General features: G+C 62.9%; 19 protein-coding genes. 6 read left to right on the forward strand and 13 right to left on the reverse strand.

Annotated features, from left to right (window positions below):
- Positions 1-563 precede the first annotated feature (563 nt).
- Together NKG99_RS15370 and NKG99_RS15375 are read left to right on the forward strand one after the other, a co-directional pair.
- A complete protein-coding gene (locus NKG99_RS15370) occupies positions 564-1,241 on the forward strand; it encodes a sugar transferase (RefSeq protein ID WP_352869095.1) in 678 nt (225 codons plus the stop codon).
- Between the two features lie 100 nt (positions 1,242-1,341).
- Positions 1,342-2,607, forward strand: a complete 1,266-nt coding sequence (locus NKG99_RS15375; protein WP_352869164.1) for a polysaccharide biosynthesis/export family protein — start codon at positions 1,342-1,344, stop codon at positions 2,605-2,607.
- Positions 2,608-2,820: 213 nt separating this feature from the next.
- On the opposite strand, the gene NKG99_RS15380 is transcribed toward NKG99_RS15375, so the two are convergent.
- Positions 2,821-4,131: an O-antigen ligase family protein gene (locus tag NKG99_RS15380; protein ID WP_352869097.1), complete on the reverse strand. Its 1,311-nt coding sequence runs from the start codon at positions 4,129-4,131 to the stop codon at positions 2,821-2,823.
- A 126-nt stretch (positions 4,132-4,257) separates the two neighbouring features.
- A complete protein-coding gene (locus NKG99_RS15385; protein WP_352869169.1) occupies positions 4,258-4,413 on the reverse strand; it encodes a hypothetical protein in 156 nt (51 codons plus the stop codon).
- 194 nt (positions 4,414-4,607) lie between these two features.
- Between NKG99_RS15385 and NKG99_RS15390 the strand changes: the two genes are divergently transcribed.
- From NKG99_RS15390 to NKG99_RS15400, 3 genes are all read left to right on the forward strand, one after another.
- A complete protein-coding gene (locus NKG99_RS15390; RefSeq protein WP_352869100.1) occupies positions 4,608-5,957 on the forward strand; it encodes a glucoamylase family protein in 1,350 nt (449 codons plus the stop codon).
- Complete coding sequence (locus tag NKG99_RS15395) at positions 5,947-7,476, forward strand: mercuric reductase (RefSeq protein WP_352869103.1); 1,530 nt, start codon at positions 5,947-5,949, stop codon at positions 7,474-7,476. Before NKG99_RS15390 ends, NKG99_RS15395 begins: the two co-directional genes overlap by 11 nt.
- 187 nt (positions 7,477-7,663) lie before the next feature.
- Positions 7,664-8,878, forward strand: a complete 1,215-nt coding sequence (locus NKG99_RS15400) for a glycosyltransferase family 4 protein (protein ID WP_352869106.1) — start codon at positions 7,664-7,666, stop codon at positions 8,876-8,878.
- Between the two features lie 82 nt (positions 8,879-8,960).
- Here NKG99_RS15400 and NKG99_RS15405 read toward each other — a convergent pair whose 3' ends face one another.
- Both NKG99_RS15405 and NKG99_RS15410 read right to left on the reverse strand, forming a co-directional pair.
- The gene (locus NKG99_RS15405) at positions 8,961-9,536 is read right to left on the reverse strand and encodes a DUF1349 domain-containing protein (RefSeq protein ID WP_352869108.1); all 576 of its coding nucleotides are present in this window, start codon (positions 9,534-9,536) and stop codon (positions 8,961-8,963) included.
- Positions 9,537-9,639: 103 nt separating this feature from the next.
- Complete coding sequence (locus NKG99_RS15410) at positions 9,640-11,079, reverse strand: aldehyde dehydrogenase family protein (protein WP_352869110.1); 1,440 nt, start codon at positions 11,077-11,079, stop codon at positions 9,640-9,642.
- A gap of 264 nt (positions 11,080-11,343) precedes the next feature.
- On the opposite strand from NKG99_RS15410, the gene NKG99_RS15415 reads away from it, so the two are divergent.
- Positions 11,344-12,003 carry a TetR/AcrR family transcriptional regulator gene (locus NKG99_RS15415; RefSeq protein WP_352869112.1) on the forward strand — a complete coding sequence of 220 codons (660 nt, stop codon included), beginning with the start codon at positions 11,344-11,346 and terminating at the stop codon, positions 12,001-12,003.
- Positions 12,004-12,146: 143 nt separating this feature from the next.
- On the opposite strand, the gene NKG99_RS15420 is transcribed toward NKG99_RS15415, so the two are convergent.
- From NKG99_RS15420 to sfnG, 9 genes are all read right to left on the reverse strand, one after another.
- Positions 12,147-12,632, reverse strand: coding sequence for a hypothetical protein (locus NKG99_RS15420; protein ID WP_352869115.1), 486 nt, complete (start codon positions 12,630-12,632; stop codon positions 12,147-12,149).
- 119 nt (positions 12,633-12,751) lie between these two features.
- Complete coding sequence (msuE, locus tag NKG99_RS15425; RefSeq protein WP_352869118.1) at positions 12,752-13,312, reverse strand: FMN reductase; 561 nt, start codon at positions 13,310-13,312, stop codon at positions 12,752-12,754.
- 65 nt (positions 13,313-13,377) lie between these two features.
- On the reverse strand, positions 13,378-14,625 hold the full coding sequence (locus tag NKG99_RS15430) for an SfnB family sulfur acquisition oxidoreductase (protein ID WP_352869120.1): 1,248 nt from the start codon (positions 14,623-14,625) through the stop codon (positions 13,378-13,380).
- A 24-nt stretch (positions 14,626-14,649) separates the two neighbouring features.
- Positions 14,650-15,456, reverse strand: a complete 807-nt coding sequence (locus NKG99_RS15435; RefSeq protein ID WP_352869123.1) for an ABC transporter ATP-binding protein — start codon at positions 15,454-15,456, stop codon at positions 14,650-14,652.
- Positions 15,457-15,537: 81 nt separating this feature from the next.
- Positions 15,538-16,875, reverse strand: a complete 1,338-nt coding sequence (locus NKG99_RS15440; RefSeq protein WP_352869126.1) for an ABC transporter substrate-binding protein — start codon at positions 16,873-16,875, stop codon at positions 15,538-15,540.
- Positions 16,876-16,957: 82 nt separating this feature from the next.
- Positions 16,958-17,998: a branched-chain amino acid ABC transporter permease gene (locus NKG99_RS15445; protein WP_352869129.1), complete on the reverse strand. Its 1,041-nt coding sequence runs from the start codon at positions 17,996-17,998 to the stop codon at positions 16,958-16,960.
- 3 nt (positions 17,999-18,001) lie between these two features.
- Complete coding sequence (locus tag NKG99_RS15450; protein WP_352869132.1) at positions 18,002-18,901, reverse strand: branched-chain amino acid ABC transporter permease; 900 nt, start codon at positions 18,899-18,901, stop codon at positions 18,002-18,004.
- Entirely contained in the window at positions 18,898-19,833 is a 936-nt protein-coding gene (locus tag NKG99_RS15455) for an ABC transporter ATP-binding protein (protein ID WP_352869135.1), read from the reverse strand. The genes NKG99_RS15450 and NKG99_RS15455 overlap by 4 nt, the downstream gene beginning before the upstream one ends.
- A 120-nt stretch (positions 19,834-19,953) precedes the next feature.
- A complete protein-coding gene (gene sfnG, locus NKG99_RS15460) occupies positions 19,954-21,057 on the reverse strand; it encodes a dimethylsulfone monooxygenase SfnG (protein ID WP_352869138.1) in 1,104 nt (367 codons plus the stop codon).
- Positions 21,058-21,077: the final 20 nt, after the last annotated feature.

The raw sequence follows: 21,077 nt of genomic DNA on the forward strand, positions 1-21,077 counted from the left end.
TTGCCCCACCCGAGCGCCGTCCCTTGTTATGTGGGCTTGTTAAGGTCGCCCACTCTCGGCCGGTTGCTTCCGGCCTTTTCTACCTGTCGCCACTCTGACAGATATAATTTGCAATTCTATTAAGGCGAGCAATAGGCGGCAAGGGCAACTCCGGATATTTTTCATCGGGCTTTTGCGATCGACTCCATCATGCTGCAATGCACGCAATGGGATTCAAGCCGATCTCCGGCCATCAGTTACCTCCAGTAGAATAAGCAATATTAAGTAGTATTTTACGTGGTTTTGCCCAAGCATCACCGAACACTGAAGCACTAATATGGGCCGTGCCTTGGCAGATAGGTAGGCTTGCCTAAAAACCGCCCTAAAAATGTCCGTATTTTTTCGACGATGCCCATTTCTTGTCACAAATGTGCTAAATATGCCGAAATTTGTGCATGGCTAGCTTATTATTTAGTCAATTCATGACGCGACTATTTCAACGAGATGGGAAATTGTGTGTTGCGCTGCAACATTTTTTTGGTATCTTGCCGCGAACCATTCGTTCAACGCATGGAGTTTACGGCATGAGGGACGTTGCCAAGTCGGCCACGGCGGGCTTTTCGCAGGCTGACATCGATTTTCCGCCGCCGATCGGCGGCCTGCTCAAACGCAGTTTCGACATCACCGGTTCGCTGATTGGCTTGATCGCTCTCAGCCCGCTGTTTGTCATGATAGCGCTGCTCGTCAAGTTTTCCGACGGCGGTTCGATTTTCTATGGCCACAGGCGAATAGGGCGCGGCGGGCGGATTTTTCCGTGCCTGAAGTTCCGCACCATGGTTCCGGACGGCGACAAGGTGCTGGCAGCCTATCTCGCCGCCAACCCGGACGCCAACGCGGAATGGAATGCGACCCGCAAGCTGAAGAACGACCCCCGCGTCACCCGTGTCGGAGCCGTACTGAGGAAACTCAGCCTCGATGAACTGCCGCAGATCATCAACATCCTGCAGGGCGACATGAGTCTTGTCGGCCCTCGTCCGGTCGTGCGCGACGAACTGGAAATCTATGGCACGTCCGCGGTCTACTACCTGAAATCCCGCCCGGGCCTGACCGGCCTGTGGCAGGTCAGCGGCCGCAACGATGTGTCCTATGACAGCCGCGTCGCCTTCGACCGCCACTATGTCGAGAACTGGTCGCTGTTCGAGGACGTTCGCATCATCATCAAGACCGTCCCGGCCGTCTGGATGTCGCGCGGCTCTTACTGACCAGCCGATGGCCGATGCCAGACATTGGCGCCGGCCATTCGACGCAAGCTCATCGGGCGATGGGGCTAAAGCGGATCGGAACGTTCAGTTGAAAACAGATATTTTCGAAGCCTTTCGCAGCGGCCCGGTTTCCGGCCGCCCGCGGCGGGCGCGTTTGTTGGCCACGTGCCTTGCCGTGTCGCTCGTTCTCCCCCACGTCGCCACCGCCGGCGACTACCGCCTCGGGTCGCAGGACAAGCTCACCATCCGCGTTGCCGAATGGCAGACCGTGGAGGGCACGTTTCGTGACTGGTCGGCGGTGAATGGCGAGTACACGGTCGGTCCATCGGGCACGCTGTCGGTGCCGTTCGCCGGCGAGCTGCCGGCAGCAGGCAAGACCACGTCCGAAATCGCAACGGCGATAGGCGAGGCGCTGCAGCGTAAGCTCGCTCTATCGGACAAGCCGGAAGCCTCGGTCGAGATGGCGCAGTTCCGGCCATTCTACATTTCGGGCGAAGTGCAGAACCCCGGCAAATTTCCTTATGTGCCCGACCTGACGGTGTTGCAGGCGATCAGCGTCGCCGGCGGCATCAGGCGAAACACTGACTACGGCCCTCAGCTAGGCAAGGATCTGGTCACCGCCAAGGGCAACTTCGATATCTCTGACGACGTGCGCGTTCGGCTGATCGTCAAGCGCGCCCGCATCGACGCGGACATGGCCGGCAAGACGAGTTTCGACGTACCGAAGGAGGTCGAGGGCGATCCGAGATTGCCAGCCATCGTCGCCGACGAGATGACGATCCTGACAGCCGACCAAAAGGCGCTGAAGCTGAAACTCGAGGCGCTCGACGAGCTGAAGGGGGTTCTACAGTCCGAAATCGAATCTCTGCAGAAGAAGATCGTCAACCAGCAGCAGCAGGTCGACCTGGCGCAGCAGCAACTCACCAGCATCGGCCCGCTGGCGCAGAAAGGCCTGATCGCCAACGCCCGACTGCTGGATTCGCGCCAATCCGTTGCCGACCTGCAGGGCAAGATCCTGGACTACGAAACGGCCATCCTCACCGCCAAGCAGGCGATCAGCAAGGCTACGCAGGATGCCATCGATGCCCAGAACACCTTGAGTTCAAGGCTCGCCACCGACCGGCAGCAGACCGAAGCCGACCTGAATGAGGCGGCGCTGAAGGCGAATATGCAGAAAGGCCTCATGGCCCAGGCAACCGATCCCGCCACGATAGCGGCCAGTGCTACCAACGAAGAGCCTACCCTGATCTACACACTGGTGAGGGTCGCCGACGGCAAGACCAGCGAAATCGCCGCGAAGGAAGACACGCCGGTGCTGCCTGGCGATGTGATCAAGATCAAGCTGGCGCCGCTGGCCAGTCAGTAGACCCGCGAACCCCGGCACTGTCCAGTGTTTCGATCCATCCCGGCAAGGGATGGCCTAAACCGCTGCGCGTTGAAGCGAATTCAGTCGACGCGCTTTAGGCTTCGTTTTTTATGCATGTCGTTGCGGGGGCCACTTTTGGGCGACATGCATTAGGCGTCACGCAAGCCGGGCGGAGGCTTCCCGTGCGCTGAGTTCAACCAGCGAGCTGATAGCTCATGACGGGCCGGCGGCCGCCGGCCGGCCGGCATGCCGGGGCCAGTCAGCCTCCCCCCTGGCCTCTGCCTGCTCCAGGGCCCGCGACCGCCGCGTGCGGGTAACGGGCAGCCGCGCCAGCTTGAAGAAGCTGAAATACATCAGGAAAGAGCCCATGATGTAGGGGTTGAGTACCTCGACCTCGACGAAAGAGCGGATCAGCAGCAGCACCATGACGCCGAAGAGGACCACCGAATCCGCCTGCCATGTCCTGAAGATCACCGCCGAAACATGGCCGTAGAGCGTGCGCAGCATGATCAGCGATACCAGCGTCGCTCCGACGAAGCCAAGTTCGACGAGGGCTTCGATGTAGGTGTTGTGGAAGTGGAAGCCGGTGCGTGTGGTGATGTAGAATTCGTTCCACAGCCGCTCGGCTTCGGCAAAACCCTGCACCCAATAGGCGGCATAGCCAACACCGAGAATCGGCGATTTCTGTATGGCATTCCAGCCCTGCTCCCACAGATAGGTCCGCCCGGTGAGCGTCGAATCCTTGCCGAAGATGCCGAGGACGAAGTCCATCAGCCCGAGATTCAAGGCGACAAAGGCAGTCACCACCAGCAGGCCGGCGCCGATCAGGAAGATCACGCGGCGGTAGCGGCGTGACAGTAGTTTGCTCATGGCAAGAAGCGCCACCAGCGCCAGAACCGCCGGTATCGAGGCCATCGAGGTGGCGGAATGCGAAACGACCAGAACATAGGCCGACAGCAGCACGACGGGCGCCGCCAGGATGAGGCTCAGCCGGCCGCGCCTGTAAAAGGCGAGGAAGACGGCGCAGAAATAGACGCCGAGCGACCCGACAAAGCCGATCTGGTTCTTGGAGGCGAAGGCGCCGACAAAGTTGACGGTGCCATCCAGAACGTCCTCGGAATAGTTCGCGACCTTCAGTGAATAGATGAGGACGACGAATATCCCGACCAGGGCACCTATGGTCAGGGTGCGCACACTGACGGTGCGCGCGGCGACGTAGGCGCAGGCTATATGGGAAAAGTACTGGATGGCCGTTCTCGCCGTGACGCCGGGCGCCTGCGACCAGAAGACGGAGGAGCAGACATAGGCCGCAAACAGCAGCGGCAGCCAGGCGCTGGACAGTTGGCGCAGGAACCGCCGGTAATCGACCAGGATGAGCGGAAGCCAGACCGCATAGTAGGCCAGGATCAGCACCTGGCCGAAAATGACGGAGTAGGAAAACGCCCAGATCGAGACGGCTACGGCAAAGGCGCCATAGACCGAATTTCTCTCGGGATCGATCAGCAGGGACTTTGGGATCTTCATCTCAGAGTCCCGTCGGCGCGACCCGGAACCGCCAAGCCATGGGCCAGACGGCATATCCGCAAACAAGGGCGTGCAATAAACGGCGTCTCCATTGTGCAGTGCAATATAACCTATCGCGCCCGGCGCTCAATGGCAAATCCGGTCACCTTGTCTTACGGCGAGGCATTTGTGGAGAGGTCCGCCCGGCCGCACGGCACGGGTGACGCGGAAGGTGTCGACGATCTTGTCCCACAGCGTATTGCAGACCGGCTGCTGGATCGCCTCGGAGGAGTGTTCGTTCACGACGGCCGCCGTGTTCGACGTATCCGGCGGCCGCGCCAGCTAATGAGGCCGGATGCATCTCAATTCCGCGTGACGGTGCAACGAACGGGAGCGTACGGGCGTATAGTCCCAGACTTCGAATCGACGATCATGCAAGGAAGCTATGCCGGGAACCATGACACGGAACGAAGCCATCGGGCGGGAGCCAGCTTCTTTTGCTTAAAGTCGACCCTGCCGCACTGTCCGACGACGAGCTTCTGGAGCGCTATCAGCGTGCCGCCTTCGACTACTTCCTCGAAAACGTGAACCCCGACAACGGACTGGTAGCCGATACGTCGCGACCGAATTCGCCGGCCAGCATCGCTGTCGTCGGCTTCGCGCTGTCTTGCTACCCGATCGGAGTCGAGCGCGGCTGGATGACGCGCGATACGGCCGTGAAGCTGACGCTTGCCGCCCTGCGTTTCTTCTCGACCAGCCGGCAAGGCAATGGCGACGAGGTCACCGGCCACAAGGGCTTTTACTACCATTTCCTCGACATGCGGACCGGCCTGCGCGTCTGGCGTTGCGAACTGTCGATGGTGGATACCGCATTGCTGATATCGGGCATGCTGGTGGCAGGCGCCTATTTCTCCGACGACAGTGGCGACGAAGCCGAAATCCGCCAACTGGCCGAGGCGCTCTACCGGCGCGTCGACTGGCGATGGGCGCAAGGCTCAAGCTCGACCCTGCGGCAGGGCTGGAAGCCGAAGAGCGGCTTTCTCCACTATGGCTGGGAAGGCTACAACGAAGCGATGATCCTCTACGTGCTGTCGATGGCCTCGCCCGACAAACCGACCTCGGACAACAGCTACGAGGGCTGGACGGCGACCTACCAATGGGAAAACATCTACGGCTACGACGTGCTCTATGGCGGTCCGTTGTTCATGCACCAGTTCTCGCATGCCTGGATCGACTTCGCGGGCATCCGCGACGCTTTCATGCGTGAGAAGAATTCGGACTATTTCGAAAACAGCCGCCGCTCGACCTACCTGCACCGCGACTATGCGCGCCACAACCCTTACGGCTACGGCGGCTACGACGAGAACCTGTGGGGACTTTCGGCGGGCGACGGACCAGGCGGCTTTCGTGCCAGCGTAGCGCGACAGCGTCGCCGGTTTTCCGGCTATGCCGCGCGCGGCGCGCCTTTCGGGCCGGATGATGGAACGATCACCCCATGGTCCTATCCGGCGTCGCTGCCCTTCGCCCCGGACATCTGCCTGGCGGCATTGCGCCATCTCGGGGATCGCTACCCCGAGGTGATCGACAATTTCCGGCTGCCAAGCGGCTTCAATCCGACATTGGCCAATCGGCGAAAATTCGGCCGCGACGGCTGGGTGTCGGAAGGCCATTACGGGCTGGATCAGGGCATCGTGGTGATGATGATCGAGAACCACCGGTCGCGCTTGATCTGGGAGCTGATGCGGTCCAATCCGCACATCCGCCGCGGCCTGGGCAGAGCCGGATTCAGCGGCGGCTGGCTGTCTCAGCCGGCCAGCCCGGCGTCAGGTGACGGCGATGTCGCGTGACCGGACCATGGCCAACGCCTTCCCAGTCGACCGCGATGACATCGAGCTGATCAGGGGTGCCCATCCACCGCTCTGGAAGAATCCCGAGCCCAATGGCCCATACAATCTTGTCGTCATCGGCGCCGGGCCAGCCGGCTTGACGGCTGCCAGCGAAGCGGCAAACCTCGGTGCGAAAGTCGCGCTGATCGAGCGCGGGCTGATCGGCGGCACCTGCATCAATGTCGGCTGCATCCCGTCGAAAGCGATCATCCGCACGGCCAGGCTCTATGCCGATATGCGCGATGCCGAGAATCTTGGCGGCGACACGCCGGACCGTCTTCACATCGACTTTCAGCGGGCAATGACGCGGATGCGGCAAATCCGGCAGCGGATCAGCCGCGCGGATTCGGCCGCGGGCCTGGCTTCCGCGGGCATCGACCTCTATTTCGGTCAAGCGCGATTTTCCGGGCCTGACGAGGTCACGGTTGCCGGGAAGACACTGCGTTTCAGGAAGGCGCTGGTTGCGACGGGCGCACGTCCGGCCCTGCCGACGATTCCGGGCCTCGCCGAAGCCGGCTATCTCAGCAACGAAACCATGTTCGATCTCACGGAGTGCCCGAAACGGCTTCTGGTCATTGGCGGCGGACCGCTCGGCTGCGAGGCGGCGCAGGCCTTCTGCCTGCTGGGCGCGAACGTCATCCTGGTGCAGCGGGAACCGATGTTCCTGCCTGGCGAGGAACGCGACGCCGCCCAGATCCTTTCGGACGCGCTGGCGCGCGAAGGGGTCGAGGTTCGCCTCAATACCGAGGCGGTGGCGGTGCGGACAGAAGGCGGCAAGAAGCTCGCCGACCTTGTGCGCGACGGCGACACAATGACGGTTTCCGTCGACGAGATCATCACGGGCATCGGCCGTTCGCCCAATGTCGACGGACTCGACCTGGAGAACGCCGGGGTGGCGTACGACGCCACCGGCATCAAAGTGGACGACTACCTCAGAACCACCAATCCACGCATCTATGCGGCTGGCGATGTCTGCCTTGCATACAAATTCACCCATACCGCCGAGGCGACAGCCCGCATGGTCGTGCGCAATGCCCTGTTTCTCGGACGCAGGAAACTGAGCGAACTGGTCATTCCGTGGTGCACCTACACCGATCCGGAGATCGCCCATGTCGGCCTCTATCCGGCGGAGGCGCGGCAGAACGGCATCCCGGTCAAGACCTATACGGTGCTGATGCACGACGTCGCGCGCGCGGTCATGGACGGCGAGGAGGAGGGTTTCGTCAAGATCCACGTCAGAGAGGGGTCCGACCGCATCCTGGGTGCCACGGTCGTCGCCAGCCATGCCGGCGAGATGATCAATGCGGTGTCGCTCGCCATGCGGTCTGGCATGGGATTGCATGCGCTGGCCGACGTCATCCATCCTTTCCCAACGCAGGCGCAAGGCATCAAGATGGCCGGCGACGCTTATCGGCGGACAAGGCTCACCTCATTTTGGAAGCGTCTGGCGGCCCGCTGGCTGGCATGGTCCAGGCGGTGATCGCGCTATGCCGGCAGGCCTGCCGCAAGGCTGGGGCACCAGACATCCACAGAGGATACGACGCTTGACGAAAGCCCCGTTCGGCTAAACAAGTCGAAGCTGATTGTTGTGGCTTGGGGCCGTCGTGAATGCCATCTGGAATGAAGCCTTTAAAGCAGTGCCTGGTGCGACGTCCCGGGCGCCCGCTTTGAACCCTACTGTTTCCACGCGGAACGCCGAGCGGCGCGTGCTGCTCGTCTCCCACGATCCGGCCTCTCCGCCGACATCCGGCGCTGACCTGAGGAATTACCGCAACGCTGAGGCGACAACGGAATTCGGCCCGGTCTGCCTGGTGTCGGTGCGGCCGCGGACCGTGGAAGCAGCCGATCCGTCGATCCGTATCGAGGCTTTGTCGATCGAAGGAGAGGCCCGCTCCGGTTCGATCGGGTGGTGGCGCATAAGGGCGGAGCATCGCATTTCGCGCGCCGCCTTGACGCGGCTGGAGGCACTGGTCCGGGACTTCCGCCCGGACACCGTGCTGGTCGAGGGTATCGGCCTTTTCAAGCTGCTGCGGCCTTTGCGAGCGCTGACACGACAGCTCATCCTCGACATGCACAATGTCGAATCCGACCTGGCAGGACAGTTGCGGCGCGCCGATGCGAAGCGACCTGCCATGGCGACGATCACGCCAAGCCTTGGCATCAGGCGCCTCGAGCGAAAGACGCTTGCCCTTGTCGACAGGGTCTGGGTCTGCTCGGGCCAGGATCGCGAGAGGCTGATGGCCCTCTCGCGGTGCACGGTTCCGATCGATGTCGTTCCAAACGGAATTCCCCACGCCGGGCACAGTCCCGAAACGCTACCCGCCGAGCCCGGACCCGGCAATGGCTTTCCGGTGATCCTGTTTATCGGCCATCTCGGCTATCCGCCAAACGTCGATGCTGTCGAGCGGTTAGCCGGCTCCATATTACCGCGCATCCGGCAGGCCTTGCCGGCGGCGACACTGGTTCTCGCTGGACGCAGCCCGAAGCCCGCGGTGCGGGCGCTGGCCGGATTGCCTGGCGTGGAGCTCGTCGAAGACCCCGAAACCGTGGCGCCGCTCCTGTCCGGGGCGCATCTCAGCATCATGCCGCTTGCGGCAGGCGGCGGCACGCGCATCAAGATTCTGGAGGCGATGGCCTGGGGCGTGCCGGTGATCGCGACGCCGCTAGCGGCCGAGGGTCTGGACCTTACCGACAACGAGGAGTTGCTGCTGTCGGATACCGATGAAGGGCTTGCCGACATGGCTGTCGAACTTTGCCTGGACGCTGACCGCCGGGCACGGCAGCGCATCCGCGCGCATCAAGCGGTTTGGGCCAGGTTCAGCCCGCGTGCCATCCGCAATGCCGTCCGCGCCGGGCTGGGACTGGACGAGGCTGGCGCATGATTCTACCGATCCTTCACCAGACGTGGAAGAGCGACGTCGTTCCGCATCGTTTTCAGGCCTAACGCTGGAAGCGACGGCAGTGTCAGTCGTGCAATTCCCGCGATATCGGTGGGCCGACCGAAAAGCCGGCGAATGTGACCTCGAAGCCTTCGCGCTGCGGCGAACAGCACATCATGCCGACATCGACCGTCTTCGAGATCGGAAAATAGGCGAGCCGCACCGGCTTCCAGTGGCCGTCGGAAGCATCGAGATACTGGACGCGGATCGTCTCGGCGTGACGGGTCAACCGGATCCTGACACCGTCGGGACTGGCCGGAATGGTGGCCAGCGACCAGTCGGAGGCATCATTGGTGACGACGACGGAAAAGTACATCACGCCGTCGGTGTATTCGATACCGGCCTTGATCCAATGCGTTTCACTCAGACGGACCATCAGCCCGGCTTGATCATAAAGCACCTCGTAGTCGCCTTTGACCGTGACCTCGGCGGTGAAATCGCCCTCGACCTGGCGGTACAGGAAGTGACCGTTGTCGCGCCAGAAACCGTAGAAGGTTTCGCGCCAGAAATCGGTCTCCTTGCCGGTGCGCACACGAACGCTGTCGCCGTCGATGGAATGGTGCGGCGGCGGATTGAGCCAGGTCAGGTCCTGCACTGTCATCGCTTCGCGCCGCTCCAATCTAGAATGTGCCCGATCTTGATGTGCATGGCGGGTTGCCGGCCCGATCGACCGATCAGCTCGGCATGATCGGCCACTTGGCCGATCAGCCTGGGAACGTATAGGCGGTTTTCACGGTGGTGTAGAATTCCGCCGCGTAGCGGCCCTGTTCGCGCGGGCCGTAGCTCGAGCCCTTGCGCCCGCCGAAGGGAACATGGAAGTCGACACCCGCCGTCGGCAGATTGACCATCACCATGCCGGCCTCCGAATTGCGCTTGAAGTGGGTGGCGTGCTTAAGGCTCGAGGTGCAGATGCCCGAGGTCAGCCCGAAGGGCGTGTCGTTGGCGACGGAAAGCGCCTCGTCATAGTCCTTGACGCGGATGACGCTGGCGACGGGTCCGAAGATTTCCTCGCGCGAACTGCGCATGGCGTTGGTGGCCTGCGTCAGCAGCGCCGGCCGCAGGTAGAAACCCGGCGTCTTGCGGTCGAGCCGCTCGCCGCCGAAGGCAAGCGTGGCACCTTCCCTGACGCCGATAGCGATATAGTCCTCGTCTTGCTTCAACTGGGTGGCGTCGACGACCGGGCCGATCTGGGTTTGCGCGTCGAGCGCATCGCCGATGACCAGTTTGCTCATGCGATCCTTGAGAGCTTCGACGAAACGGTCATGAATGGCGTCGGTCACAATCAGCCTGGACGATGCCGTGCAGCGCTGGCCGGTCGAGAAGAAGGCGCCATTGAGCGCGCAATCGACGGCAACCGCGAGGTCGGCATCGTCGAGCACGACCAGCGGGTTCTTGCCACCCATTTCAAGCTGGAACTTGCGCATATGCTCGATGCTTGCCGCGGCGACGCGCTTGCCGGTGCCGACCGAGCCGGTGAAGGTGATGGCGTTGACATCGGGACTGTCGAGCATCGCCTGGCCGACCACCGAACCCTTGCCCATGACGAGATTGAGCACGCCCTTCGGCAGGCCGGCGCGATGCAGGATATCGACGATGGACCAGGCGCTCTCGGGAACCAGTTCGGCCGGCTTGAAGACGACGGTGTTGCCGTGGCACAGCGCCGGCGCGATCTTCCAGGCCGGGATGGCGATCGGAAAATTCCATGGCGTGATGATGCCGACGACGCCGACCGCCTCGCGCGTGATCTCGACGCCGACACCCGGCCGCACGCTCGGCACGACCTCTCCCGCCAGGCGCAATGCTTCACCAGCAAAGAAATCGAAGATTTGGGCGGCGCGAATGGTCTCGCCGATGCCCTCGGCCAGCGTCTTGCCTTCCTCACGTGCCAGGTTGCGGCCGATCTCGTCCTTGCGCGCCATGATCTCGTCCGAGGCTTTTTTCAGCACCGCGTGGCGCGCCAGCGGACCGGAGCGGGACCACGCCGGAAACGCCGCCTTGGCCGCGGCGATCGCCTGTTTGGCCTGCTCGACTCCCGCGGAGGCATAGTCGCCGACGACATCGCCGGTATCGGAAGGGTTGATGTTGCGCGAACCGGCCTCGCCGACCCATTCGCCATCGATAAGGTTCTGTCGAAACAGCGTCATGTTCCTATCTCCCTGCTGGTTGGCCGCGCGGCGGCATCTGTCTGAACTGGTATTTGCCAGACAATTGGCTTGCGGGAAAGCACGCACTGATCCAGCAGCCGCGACAAAAACCCCCCTCGCTCGATATGACGCTGCGACGACAGCGCCATATCGATCCCGTCCGGCTAACATCTGTGCCGCACCATTCGGGCCAGGTCGAATTGCTCTGTACATTAGTGTCCATAGCCTTGATTTGCCTGAGGCAGCATGTCATGCGTCGTGTCGATGGCAGCTCTCGAAACGATGATTCAGCGCGCTGGCGCCACCGGCAACATCAAGGCCACTCGCGAAGACTGGCTGAAGCTTGCGCTTGAAACGTTGATCTCGGACGGTGTCGAACGCGTCCGCGTGCTGACGCTTGGCCAGAAGCTCGATGTGTCGCGTTCCAGCTTCTACTGGTATTTCAAGAGCCGGCAGGATCTGCTCGACCAGTTGCTCGACTACTGGCGGCAGACCAACACCAAATTCATCGTCGAACGCGCCAGGCGGCCGTCCGCGACCGTCATCCGCGGGGTGATGAGCATTTTCGAATGCTGGGTGGACGAAAGGCTGTTCGATCCGCAGCTGGATTTCGCGATCAGGGCCTGGGCCCGCCGCTCACCTGCCATCCGGCGCGCGCTTGACGAGGCCGACGAGGAGCGCGTCAACGCCATTCGCGACATGTTCATGCGTCATGGCTATCAAGAGGTGAATGCGTTCGTGCGGGCTCGCGTGCTCTATTTCATGCAGATCGGCTATTACTCGCTCGAGCTCAACGAGCCGATGAGCAGCCGGCTGGCTCATGTTGCCTCCTATCTGCGCAGTTTCACTGGCCAGGAACCGTCACCCCGGGACGTCGAGGATTTCTCGCGCTATGTCGAGAAAACCGTTCCTCGCGGCCGGTAGCCATGAAATTGCCGGGGCCCGGCAATTTCATGTGGCAGTGATCGCATCCATATCGACCGTAGTCTCGCGGCCTATCTCTGGACATGGATGGAAATTGCCGCCTGCAACATCGCCGCCGGATCAGCGGATTAGCCGGCGCCACGTCAGAGCGTGAACGACCAGAACAGGCAGGCCAGCGTCGCGACGGCGAAGACCACGAAAAACAGGCTGCGCAGCAGAACGTTGCGGCGCAGTTCGTTCATGACGAAGTGGCAACCGACGATCGCCGCGGCAAACAAAAACCGCCAGTTCAGCAGCGCCCACACGGCGCTGCCCTGGCCGAAAGCCCATCTGGCGGCGAGACAGCCGACGATGGCCGCAAACAGCACGATCACCGTCCAGAAGATCGCGTCGGCGGCATGGGTCAGGACAATGCCGGCCGCCCTGATCGGCAGGATCATCATCAGCATCGCGCTGAAGAAATAGACCGCGGCGATCGGGATGAACACGCCGGCATCGGCGATGCCGTCAAGGCGCCTGACGCCGATCGCGCCATAGGGATAGCCGTGCCTGGCCACGGCCAGGCTCAACGCCATGAGCAGGGCGGTCAGCACGGCGACCAGTGCGAAGGAGGTGAGGGCTTTGCTCATAAGGTTCCTGTCCCAGGCGAATCAGACAGGAACAGATGTAGCGTGCGGTCGTAAACCGCGCGTAAGCGAGGGCGCGGTCCTTGCTTATTTCGATCGTGGCGAAATCTGGTGACGGCAGGCTATTCGGCGGCGATCCTGCCGGCCGAGCGATTGGCCAGCACGAAGCCGACCTCATCGACCGCCTGCGCCGCACGCTTCAGGATGGCCTCGGAATGCAGCACACCGTCGGTGAAATCCTTGTCGGTGGCATAGACGGCGGTGGGCAACGCAAAGGCCTCGAAGAAGCCGAACAGCGGCCGCAGCTGATGTTCGACGATCAAGGCATGGCGCTCGCCACCGCCGGTCGCCGTCAACACGATGGGCTTGCCCCGCAACGCTGCCGGGTCGATCAGGTCGAAGAAATGCTTGAACAGGCCGGTATAGCTGCCCTTGTAGGTCGGCGACCCGACGACGAGCACGTCGGCGGCGAGGATTTGTTCCAGGATCGTGCGCGCCTGGCCGTCGAGATCGCGGGCCCATCTTGCCGTGCCGAGCGACGGACCGAGATCCTCGATATCATAGGTACTCGCCGACAGGCCGTGACTGGCGGCGATGTCCCTGGCGACCAAATCGACGAAGGCGCGCGTCTTTGACGGCCGGGTGATGTTGCCGGAAAAGCCGACGACTGTTGGGTTTGACATGGCAGTGGGCCTCTCTTGGATGGTCGAAGTTTTGACGCGGCGAGCCGCTCGCCGCCGATGGGAAATCAGCTCCAGGCGTGCAGCGGCGGATTCTCGCCGTTCAGGAAATATTTGCCCAGGATCGCATATTTCCAGCGTACCGGGTCGTGCAGCGTGTGCGTGCGGGCGTTGCGCCAATGCCGGTCGAGATTGTGTTCCGCCAGGGTCGAGCGGGTTCCCGCCAGCTCGAACAGCTTGTTCGTCGCGGCGATGGCGATTTCGGTCGACAGGATTTTTGCCTCGGCGGTGACGATCTGGGCATGCGCCACCGTCTCGGCGGTTGGCTCAATCACCGCCCGGTCGATTGCCAGGCCGGCCTTTTCGAGCAGCGCCTGCGCCGCGTGCAGGCGCAGCGTCAGATCGCCGATGGCCTGGATGGTGTAGGGATCGTCCCAGGCATTGTCGACGCCGCTGTCGATCCAGGCGCGGCTTTTGGTCCTGACGAAACTGACCGTCTCGTCGATCGCCGCCTGGGCGATGCCGGTGTCGACCGCCACCTGGATGATCTGGAAGATGGCGCCGTCGGCGGTCGGCTTGTCGTAGCCCTTGTAGCCGGGCACCAGATGGGTCTTCGGCACCTTGACGTTGTCGATGATGACGGTGCCCGACAGCGTCGTACGCTGGCCGAAGCTTGACCAGTCGTCGATGACCGTCAGGCCAGGTGCGCCACGGTCGGCGATCGCATACCAGGCGCGGCCCTCGTCATCGAGCGCGACGATCGGCACCAGATGCGCCAGCAGCGCGCCGGACGAATAGAATTTCCGGCCATTGACGATCACATGATCGCCGGCTTCGGTGAAGCGGGTCTCGAAATCGGCGGCACGCTTGGAGCCGAACTCCGAAAACGCGTTGCCGAACCGGGTGCCCTTCAGCGCTTCGGCGAACAGCAGCGTCTGCTGATCCTTGTCGGATACGGTGCGGATGGCGGCGACGACGCCGAGATGGTTCTGTGCCACCTGGCCGATCGAGGAATCCGCCGCCGAGATGATCTCGATCACCTTCGCCAGCGTGGCATAGGACACCTCCGGCCCGCCGAATGTCCTGGGCACGTTGATCGACCATAGGCCGCTTTGCGAAAACGCATCGAGTTCGGCAACCGGCCAGATCCGCTCGCGATCACGCCTGGAGGAATCCCTGACGAATTCGGCGGCGAGCGCGTGGGCGATCGCAATCGCCTCGGCGTCGTCCTTGATGATATGCGCCGGCACGGTCGGCCTTGCGACTGGCGGCACGGCGGCGGAAGCTTGGTCGGTCTTGACGGTCGAAACGGTCATTTCACTGCTCCTTGAGATTTCGGTTCAGGCGACGGCATGGAGATGGGATGGTTTGGCGGCGGGCGATGCCTGTTGCCCGGGGGTCGATTGACCGAGATAGAAGGCTCTGATGTCCTCGCGCTGGCGAAGCTCGGCGGCCGCGCCGGAGAGAACGGAGACGCCGTTTTCCAGCACCGTGGCGTGGTCGGCGTATCTGAGGGCAACCGCCGAGTTCTGCTCGGCGACCAGGATCGACAGGCCGGTCTCACGGTTGAGTTTTCTCAAGCTCTGGAAAATGTCCTGGACGATGAGCGGGGCGAGCCCCATCGATGGTTCGTCGAGGACCAGCAGGCGCGGCCGCGACATCAGAGCCCGCCCAATCGCCGTCATCTGCTGTTCGCCGCCCGAGGTCAGGCCGGACAATGTCCGGCGCTTCTCCCTGAGACGCGGAAAATAGCCGTAGATCCGTTCGAGATCCCCGTTGATCTCGGCGCGGCTGCCGCTGCGGCCAATGCCGCCGGCGACCAGGTTTTCCTCGACGGTGAGGCTTTTGAAGCAGTGGCGGCCTTCCAGCACCTGGACCAGCCCGGCACGCACGAGATCGCCCGGCTTGCGGCGCGAGACATCCGAGCCTTCATAGCGGACGGTGCCGGCGTTGACCTGCCCACGTTCGGCCGGCAGCAGGTTGGAAACAGCCTTCAGCGTCGTGGTCTTGCCGGCGCCATTGGCGCCAAGCAATGCCAGGATCTGGCCCCGCCTCAGCTCTAAGCTGACGCCGTGCAACGCCGTGATGGCGTGGTTGTAGGTAGCATGAACCGCGTCCACGGCAAGAATGACGTCATCGTCCGACATAGGCTCTCATTTCCGTGGTTCGATGAACCGAAACGGGCCGGGCGCTACGGAAAGTTGTCCGAAGCGCCCGCCCTTGGCTGATCAGTTGGTGGTCACCGCATCGGCGTCATCAGCCGTGCGCAGCTTGATGCCCTTCTCGGCCGCATAGGCTTCGGCGGACTTCTCGATGATCGGCCGCAGCAGCGCCCAGTCCGGCGCGATCCAGTCGGAGACGACGTTCCATTTCTTGCCATCCCACTGCTGGAAGGTCACGTAGCCTTCGCCCTCGTGATTGTCCCAGCTGACATTGATCGAGTGGAACAGGTCCTTGGCGCCGAGCGCCTCGACCTTGGCCGGATCAAGCTTGAGGTGCTCGAAGCCCCAGCGGACCTCGTCGCCGGTCAGCGTGCGGTGGCCGAACTTCTCCTGCGCGACGCGGATCGCCTCGACATTGAGGATGCCGTTGACGATGCCGAGGTTGTGGTAAACCGAGCCGATGCGCGACTTGTCTTCCAGATTGCCCTTGCCGGCGCCGTAGACCGTCTTCACGATCTCCTGCACCACCGGGTAGCTGTTGCCGGAAGCCTGGGTGGTGATGGCGGTGTAGCCCTTGGCGGCGTCGCCGGCCGGGATCACGTCCTCTTCCGAATTCGACCAGACATTGCCGACGATGTGGTCGACGGGATAGCCGACCTTGACCGCCGTCTTCAGCGCCACCGGGTTCATCACCCCCCAGCCGCGCAGGACGACGAAGTCCGGCTTGGCGCGACGGATGGTCAGCCATTGCGACTGCTGCTCGTTGCCGGGATGCGGCACCTCGATCTGCTGCGCGGTGAAGCCGTATTTCTGCGCCAGCAAGTCATAGATCGGGATGGTTTCCTTGCCGTAGGGCGAGCCGTGATAGAGCACGACGATCTTCTTGCCCTTCAGCTTGTCGATGCCGCCTTCCTTGGAGGCGATGTAGTTCACGATGCCCGAGGTCTCGCTGTAGGGATTGAGCAGCAGCGGGAAGACATAGGGGAAGACGCGCCCGTCGGTGGAATCGGTGCGGCCGTGGTTGACGGTGATCAGCGGCACCTTGTCGGCGGTGATGCGGTCGATCATGGCGTAGGCGATGCCCACCGAGAGCGGGTTCCAGGCGGCTGCGGCGGCATGACTCTTCTGCCGCTCGTAGCATTCGACGCCGCGCTCGACCTCGTACTGGGTCTCGCATTCGTCCCAGGTCAGCTTGACGCCGTTGACGCCGCCGTCACGGATGTTGATGAGGTTGAGGTAGTCGATGAAGCCGCCGAAGAAGCCGGTGCCGCCGGCCGCATAGGGCCCGACTCGATAGCTCTGCAGCGGGAAATATTGCTCGTCCGCGTGCGCGGCGGGCAAGGCCACCGACACGATCATCGCCGCGGACAGCGCCGCCGTCTTGATTGTGCTGAGGAAAGTCATGGTCGAGGTACTCCCGGTATGGGCCGTCTTGGGTTCGGCCCCAGTTCATTTTCAGATGTGGTTCATTTTCAAATGCACGGGCTCAAGTCGTCTGCCAGGCGAACAGGAGCCGTCTTCGGAGCCTGTCCCAAAGGGCCACCAGCCCGTCGGGTTCCAGGATCAGAAACAGGATGATGAGCGCGCCCAGCACGATGCGCTGGCTCATGTCGAGCACGCCCGAGTCGAAGAGATCGCCGAGCAGGAAGCCGCCGAGGCGCGACAGGGCGAGCGGGAAGACGACGATGAGGGCGGCGCCGAAGAAAGCGCCGCGAATCGAAGCCAGGCCGCCGATGATGATGATGAACAGGATCTGGAACGACCGATCGAGATCGAAGCCGTCCGGCTCGACGGTCCGCAGATAGGCGAAGGCCCAGATGACCCCGGCAACGCCGATGATGAAGGATGAGATGGCGAAGGCCAGAAGCTTGGTCTTCAGCACCGGGATGCCGATGATGCGGGCCGCGGTTTCATTGTCGCGGATGGCGATGAAGTTGCGCCCGGTCTGGGACGTGACCAGCCGATAGGCAAGGAAGGTCAGCACTGTGACGATGGTCAGCGCGAAGAGATAGCGGCCGACGGCGTCATCCAGAGCGAGCCCGCCGATCGAAAGTCTCGGCGCGTCGATGACGCCGGAAGCCGAGTTGTTGGAGAACCAGCTGAATTTGGTCAGCGCCCATTGCACGAAGAACTGCGCGGCCAAGGTCGAGACCGCGAGATAAAAGCCCTTCAGCCGCAGGCTGGGCAGGCCGAATACGATACCGATCGCGGCCGCGACAATGCCGGCCAGAAAGATGCTGCCGATCAGCGGCAGGCCTTCGATCCTCAGGTTGAAATTGTAGGCGGCGAAGGCGCCCGCCGCCATGAAGGCGGCACTGCCCAGCGAAACCTGGCCGGCACAGCCGGTCAGGATGTTCAAGCCCACGCCGGCGAGGCTGAGCGCCAGGAACGGCAGCAGGATGGCCTCGAACAGATAGCTCGAGCCGATCAGCGGCACGACGCCATAGGCGAAGGCGAGCAACAGCACGGGCACGATCCATTTCGGCAGGACCGGCGCGGAGGCGAAATCGCTTGTTATCGCGGCCATCGCTTAGATCCTCTCGACGAGTTTCTGGCCGAACAGGCCGGAAGGGCGGAGCAGCAGGAAGACGAGCGCGAGGACATAGGCGAACCAGCTTTCGATACCGCCGCCGAAATAGTCGCCGATATAGACCTCGGCGAGCTTCTCGCTCGCGCCGATCAAGAGCCCGCCGACAATGGCGCCGAGGATGGAGTCGAAGCCGCCGAGCACCAGCACCGGCAGCGCTTTCAGCACCACCAGCGACAGCGAGAACTGCACGCCGAGGCGTGCGCCCCAGAGCAGTCCCGCCACCAGTGCGACGAGGCCGGCGGCGGCCCACACGGTCGCCCATATCAGCGGCAGACGCAGGCCTACCGCGAGTGCGGCAAACTGGTCGTCGGCGACGGCACGGAAGGAGAGGCCGATGCGCGTGTAGCGGAAGAACAGCGACAGCAGGAGAACCATGCCGGCGGCAACCACGGCGGCGAAGATGTCGAACTGGCTGATCAGCACGCCGCCGATTTCCAGCGGCACATCCTCGATGCCAAGGTCGAGGCCGTGGACCTGCGTGCCCCAGATCAGTTGGGCGGCGCCCTCGATGATGTAGGACAGGCCGAGCGTCGCCATGAACAGCGTGATCGGCGGCTTGTTGGTGAGCGGCCGCAGCACCGTACGCTCGATTGCGACACCCATCGCCACCATGATGGCGAAGGTGATCACCAGCGCCAACGCGAACGGAATACCGCGCTCGACAAGGCTGACGAAGGTGAGTGCCGCGAACAACAGCATCGCGCCTTGCGCGAAATTGAGCACGCCCGAGGTCTTGTAGATCAGCACGAAGCCGATCGCGACCAGCGAGTACATGACGCCGGAAAGCAGGCCGCCGACGAGCACTTCGATAAAGAACTGGTAGTCGAAATCGGCGATCATATGCCTGCCCTGTCCTCATTGTCCGAGGCGACACCGAGATAGGCATCGATGACCCGCTGGTCGTTCCTGACTTCATCGGGCGTGGCGTCGGCGATCTTGCGGCCGTAGTCGAGAACGGCGATGCGGTCGGACAGGCCCATGACGACGCCGACATCGTGCTCGATCAACACCACTGATGTGGCGAAGCGGTCGCGCGCGGCGCGGACGAAGGCCGCCATCTCGCTCTTTTCGTTTGCGGTCATGCCGGCCATCGGCTCATCGAGCAAAAGCAGGCGCGGCTCGGCGACCAGTGCACGGGCGAGTTCGACCCGCTTCCGCAGCCCGTAAGGCAGCGTGCCGGCAAGGCGATCGCGAACAGACGTGAGATCAAGGAATTCGAGGGTCTGTTCGGCACGGCTGCGCGAGTGGCGCTGCTCGTCGCGCGAGCGGCCGATGCCCAGCACCTGACCGGCAAAGTTGGAGCGGGCCTTGTAGGCGAGGCCTGAAGCTACATTGTCGAGCACGCTGAGGCCTTTGAACAGCGCAAGGTTCTGGAAGGTCCTGGCGACCCCGAGATGCGCCAACCGCTGCGTCGGGACCTGGGCATAAAAAGTACCGTCGAGCTGGACATGGCCGCGATCCGGCCGGTAGACCCCGCTGATGACGTTGATCAGCGAACTCTTGCCGGCGCCGTTCGGGCCGATGATGGCGCGGATCTCGCCGGGACGGACCGACAGGTCGATGTCTGCAAGTGCCACGACACCGCCAAACGACAGGCCGATGCCTTCCAGCGAAAGCAGCGCAGCGGGTACGCCGGCAACGGAGCCGACCGGCTCGCTATTGTCTTCGGGCTGCTGCTGCGGCCGCGAGCTTGACGGCAGGCCGCGCGCAAAGACCTCCGGTGCATAGGCGGAAGCCTCCATCACTCCTAAGGCATAACTGGGCAGAGGCATTCCAATGTCCTCGATTGCTTCAGCAGGCGCGCAAGTTCCCAGGCCGCCCGATGGATCGAGCGCGCCGGCAAGCTTCACGCGAGTGCTGGCCGGTGCTTGTCCGGCCAGCCTGTGGGGTAACTACTCCGCCGCCAGCGACGCCGCCGCCTCGGCGTTTTCCAGCTCGCGGACCAACGGGATGACATGCTTGCCGAAATACTCGACCTCTTCCTGGAAATGCAGGAAGCCGAGCAGGATGAGATCGGCACCGGCGCGCTTCAGGTCGACGATGCGCTGAGCGACCTGCCTTGGCGTGCCGATCAGGTTCGAGCGGAAGCCGTCATTGTACTGGACCAGATCGTCGAAAGAGGATTTCGCCCAATTGCCCTCGCCTTCCGGCGAGGCCTTGCCGGCATTCTTGACCTCGTGGCCAAAGGCGTTGACCGCCTCGGGATTGGCCTTGGCGATGATTTCGGCGAGCACCGCCCTGGCCTCGTCCTCGGTCTCGCGGACGACCGCGAAGGCGTTGACGCCGACCTTGACGGAATGGTTGTTGGCCTTCGCCTTGGCCCTGAGATCGTCGACCTGCTTGGCGATCTCGGCCGGCGTGTTGCCGTTGGTGAAGTACCAGTCCGAGACGCGCGCGGCCATGTCGCGTGCGGCGCGCGACGAGCCGCCCTGGAATATCTCGGGCAGCGGATGTGGCGGCTTCGGCTTCAGCGAATATTCGTTGAAACGATAGAAGTCGCCTCGGAAGGTGAAGCTGTCTTCTGTCCATATTCCGCGCAGCGCACGAATAAATTCCTCCGAGCGGCGGTAGCGCTCGTCATGGTCGAGCCAATGCTCGCCGATGGCGTGGAATTCGCCGCGGAACCAGCCGGAGACAAGGTTGATCGCGACACGGCCATTGGTCAGATAGCTGATGGTGGCGATCTGCTTTGCTGCCAGCGCCGGATTCCAGGGGCCGGGCAGGATCGCCGCGATGACCTTGAGTGTGGTGGTCGCGGCTAGCAGGTCATGGCTGAACGCCACCGATTCATGCTGTTCGTCGGCGCCGTAGCCGGCGGTGAAACGTATCTGGCTGAGCGCATAGTCGAAGCCGGATTTCTCGGCGATCCGCGCCAGCTTGCGGTTGTACTCGGCCGAATGGTTGGTGCGCTGCTCGATGTTGGAGATCACCAGGCCGCCCGAAACATTCGGCACCCAGTAGGCGAACTTGATCGCGTCGGTTCCTGCGTGTGCCATGAACTGTCTCCCATCCAGGC

Source organism: Mesorhizobium sp. M1409 (assembly GCF_040317535.1).
GTDB lineage: Bacteria > Pseudomonadota > Alphaproteobacteria > Rhizobiales > Rhizobiaceae > Mesorhizobium.

Coding starts and splice junctions, on each gene's coding strand:
- NKG99_RS15435 (WP_352869123.1), bottom strand. CDS start 15,456: ATGTCGGACGATGACGTCATTCTTGCCGTGGACGCGGTTCATGCTACC.
- msuE (WP_352869118.1), bottom strand. CDS start 13,312: ATGTCAAACCCAACAGTCGTCGGCTTTTCCGGCAACATCACCCGGCCG.
- NKG99_RS15380 (WP_352869097.1), bottom strand. CDS start 4,131: ATGAAGATCCCAAAGTCCCTGCTGATCGATCCCGAGAGAAATTCGGTC.
- NKG99_RS15445 (WP_352869129.1), bottom strand. CDS start 17,998: ATGGCCGCGATAACAAGCGATTTCGCCTCCGCGCCGGTCCTGCCGAAA.
- sfnG (WP_352869138.1), bottom strand. CDS start 21,057: ATGGCACACGCAGGAACCGACGCGATCAAGTTCGCCTACTGGGTGCCG.
- NKG99_RS15450 (WP_352869132.1), bottom strand. CDS start 18,901: ATGATCGCCGATTTCGACTACCAGTTCTTTATCGAAGTGCTCGTCGGC.
- NKG99_RS15455 (WP_352869135.1), bottom strand. CDS start 19,833: ATGCCTCTGCCCAGTTATGCCTTAGGAGTGATGGAGGCTTCCGCCTAT.
- NKG99_RS15420 (WP_352869115.1), bottom strand. CDS start 12,632: ATGAGCAAAGCCCTCACCTCCTTCGCACTGGTCGCCGTGCTGACCGCC.
- NKG99_RS15415 (WP_352869112.1), top strand. CDS start 11,344: ATGGCAGCTCTCGAAACGATGATTCAGCGCGCTGGCGCCACCGGCAAC.
- NKG99_RS15440 (WP_352869126.1), bottom strand. CDS start 16,875: ATGACTTTCCTCAGCACAATCAAGACGGCGGCGCTGTCCGCGGCGATG.
- NKG99_RS15405 (WP_352869108.1), bottom strand. CDS start 9,536: ATGACAGTGCAGGACCTGACCTGGCTCAATCCGCCGCCGCACCATTCC.
- NKG99_RS15370 (WP_352869095.1), top strand. CDS start 564: ATGAGGGACGTTGCCAAGTCGGCCACGGCGGGCTTTTCGCAGGCTGAC.
- NKG99_RS15430 (WP_352869120.1), bottom strand. CDS start 14,625: ATGACCGTTTCGACCGTCAAGACCGACCAAGCTTCCGCCGCCGTGCCG.
- NKG99_RS15410 (WP_352869110.1), bottom strand. CDS start 11,079: ATGACGCTGTTTCGACAGAACCTTATCGATGGCGAATGGGTCGGCGAG.
- NKG99_RS15395 (WP_352869103.1), top strand. CDS start 5,947: ATGTCGCGTGACCGGACCATGGCCAACGCCTTCCCAGTCGACCGCGAT.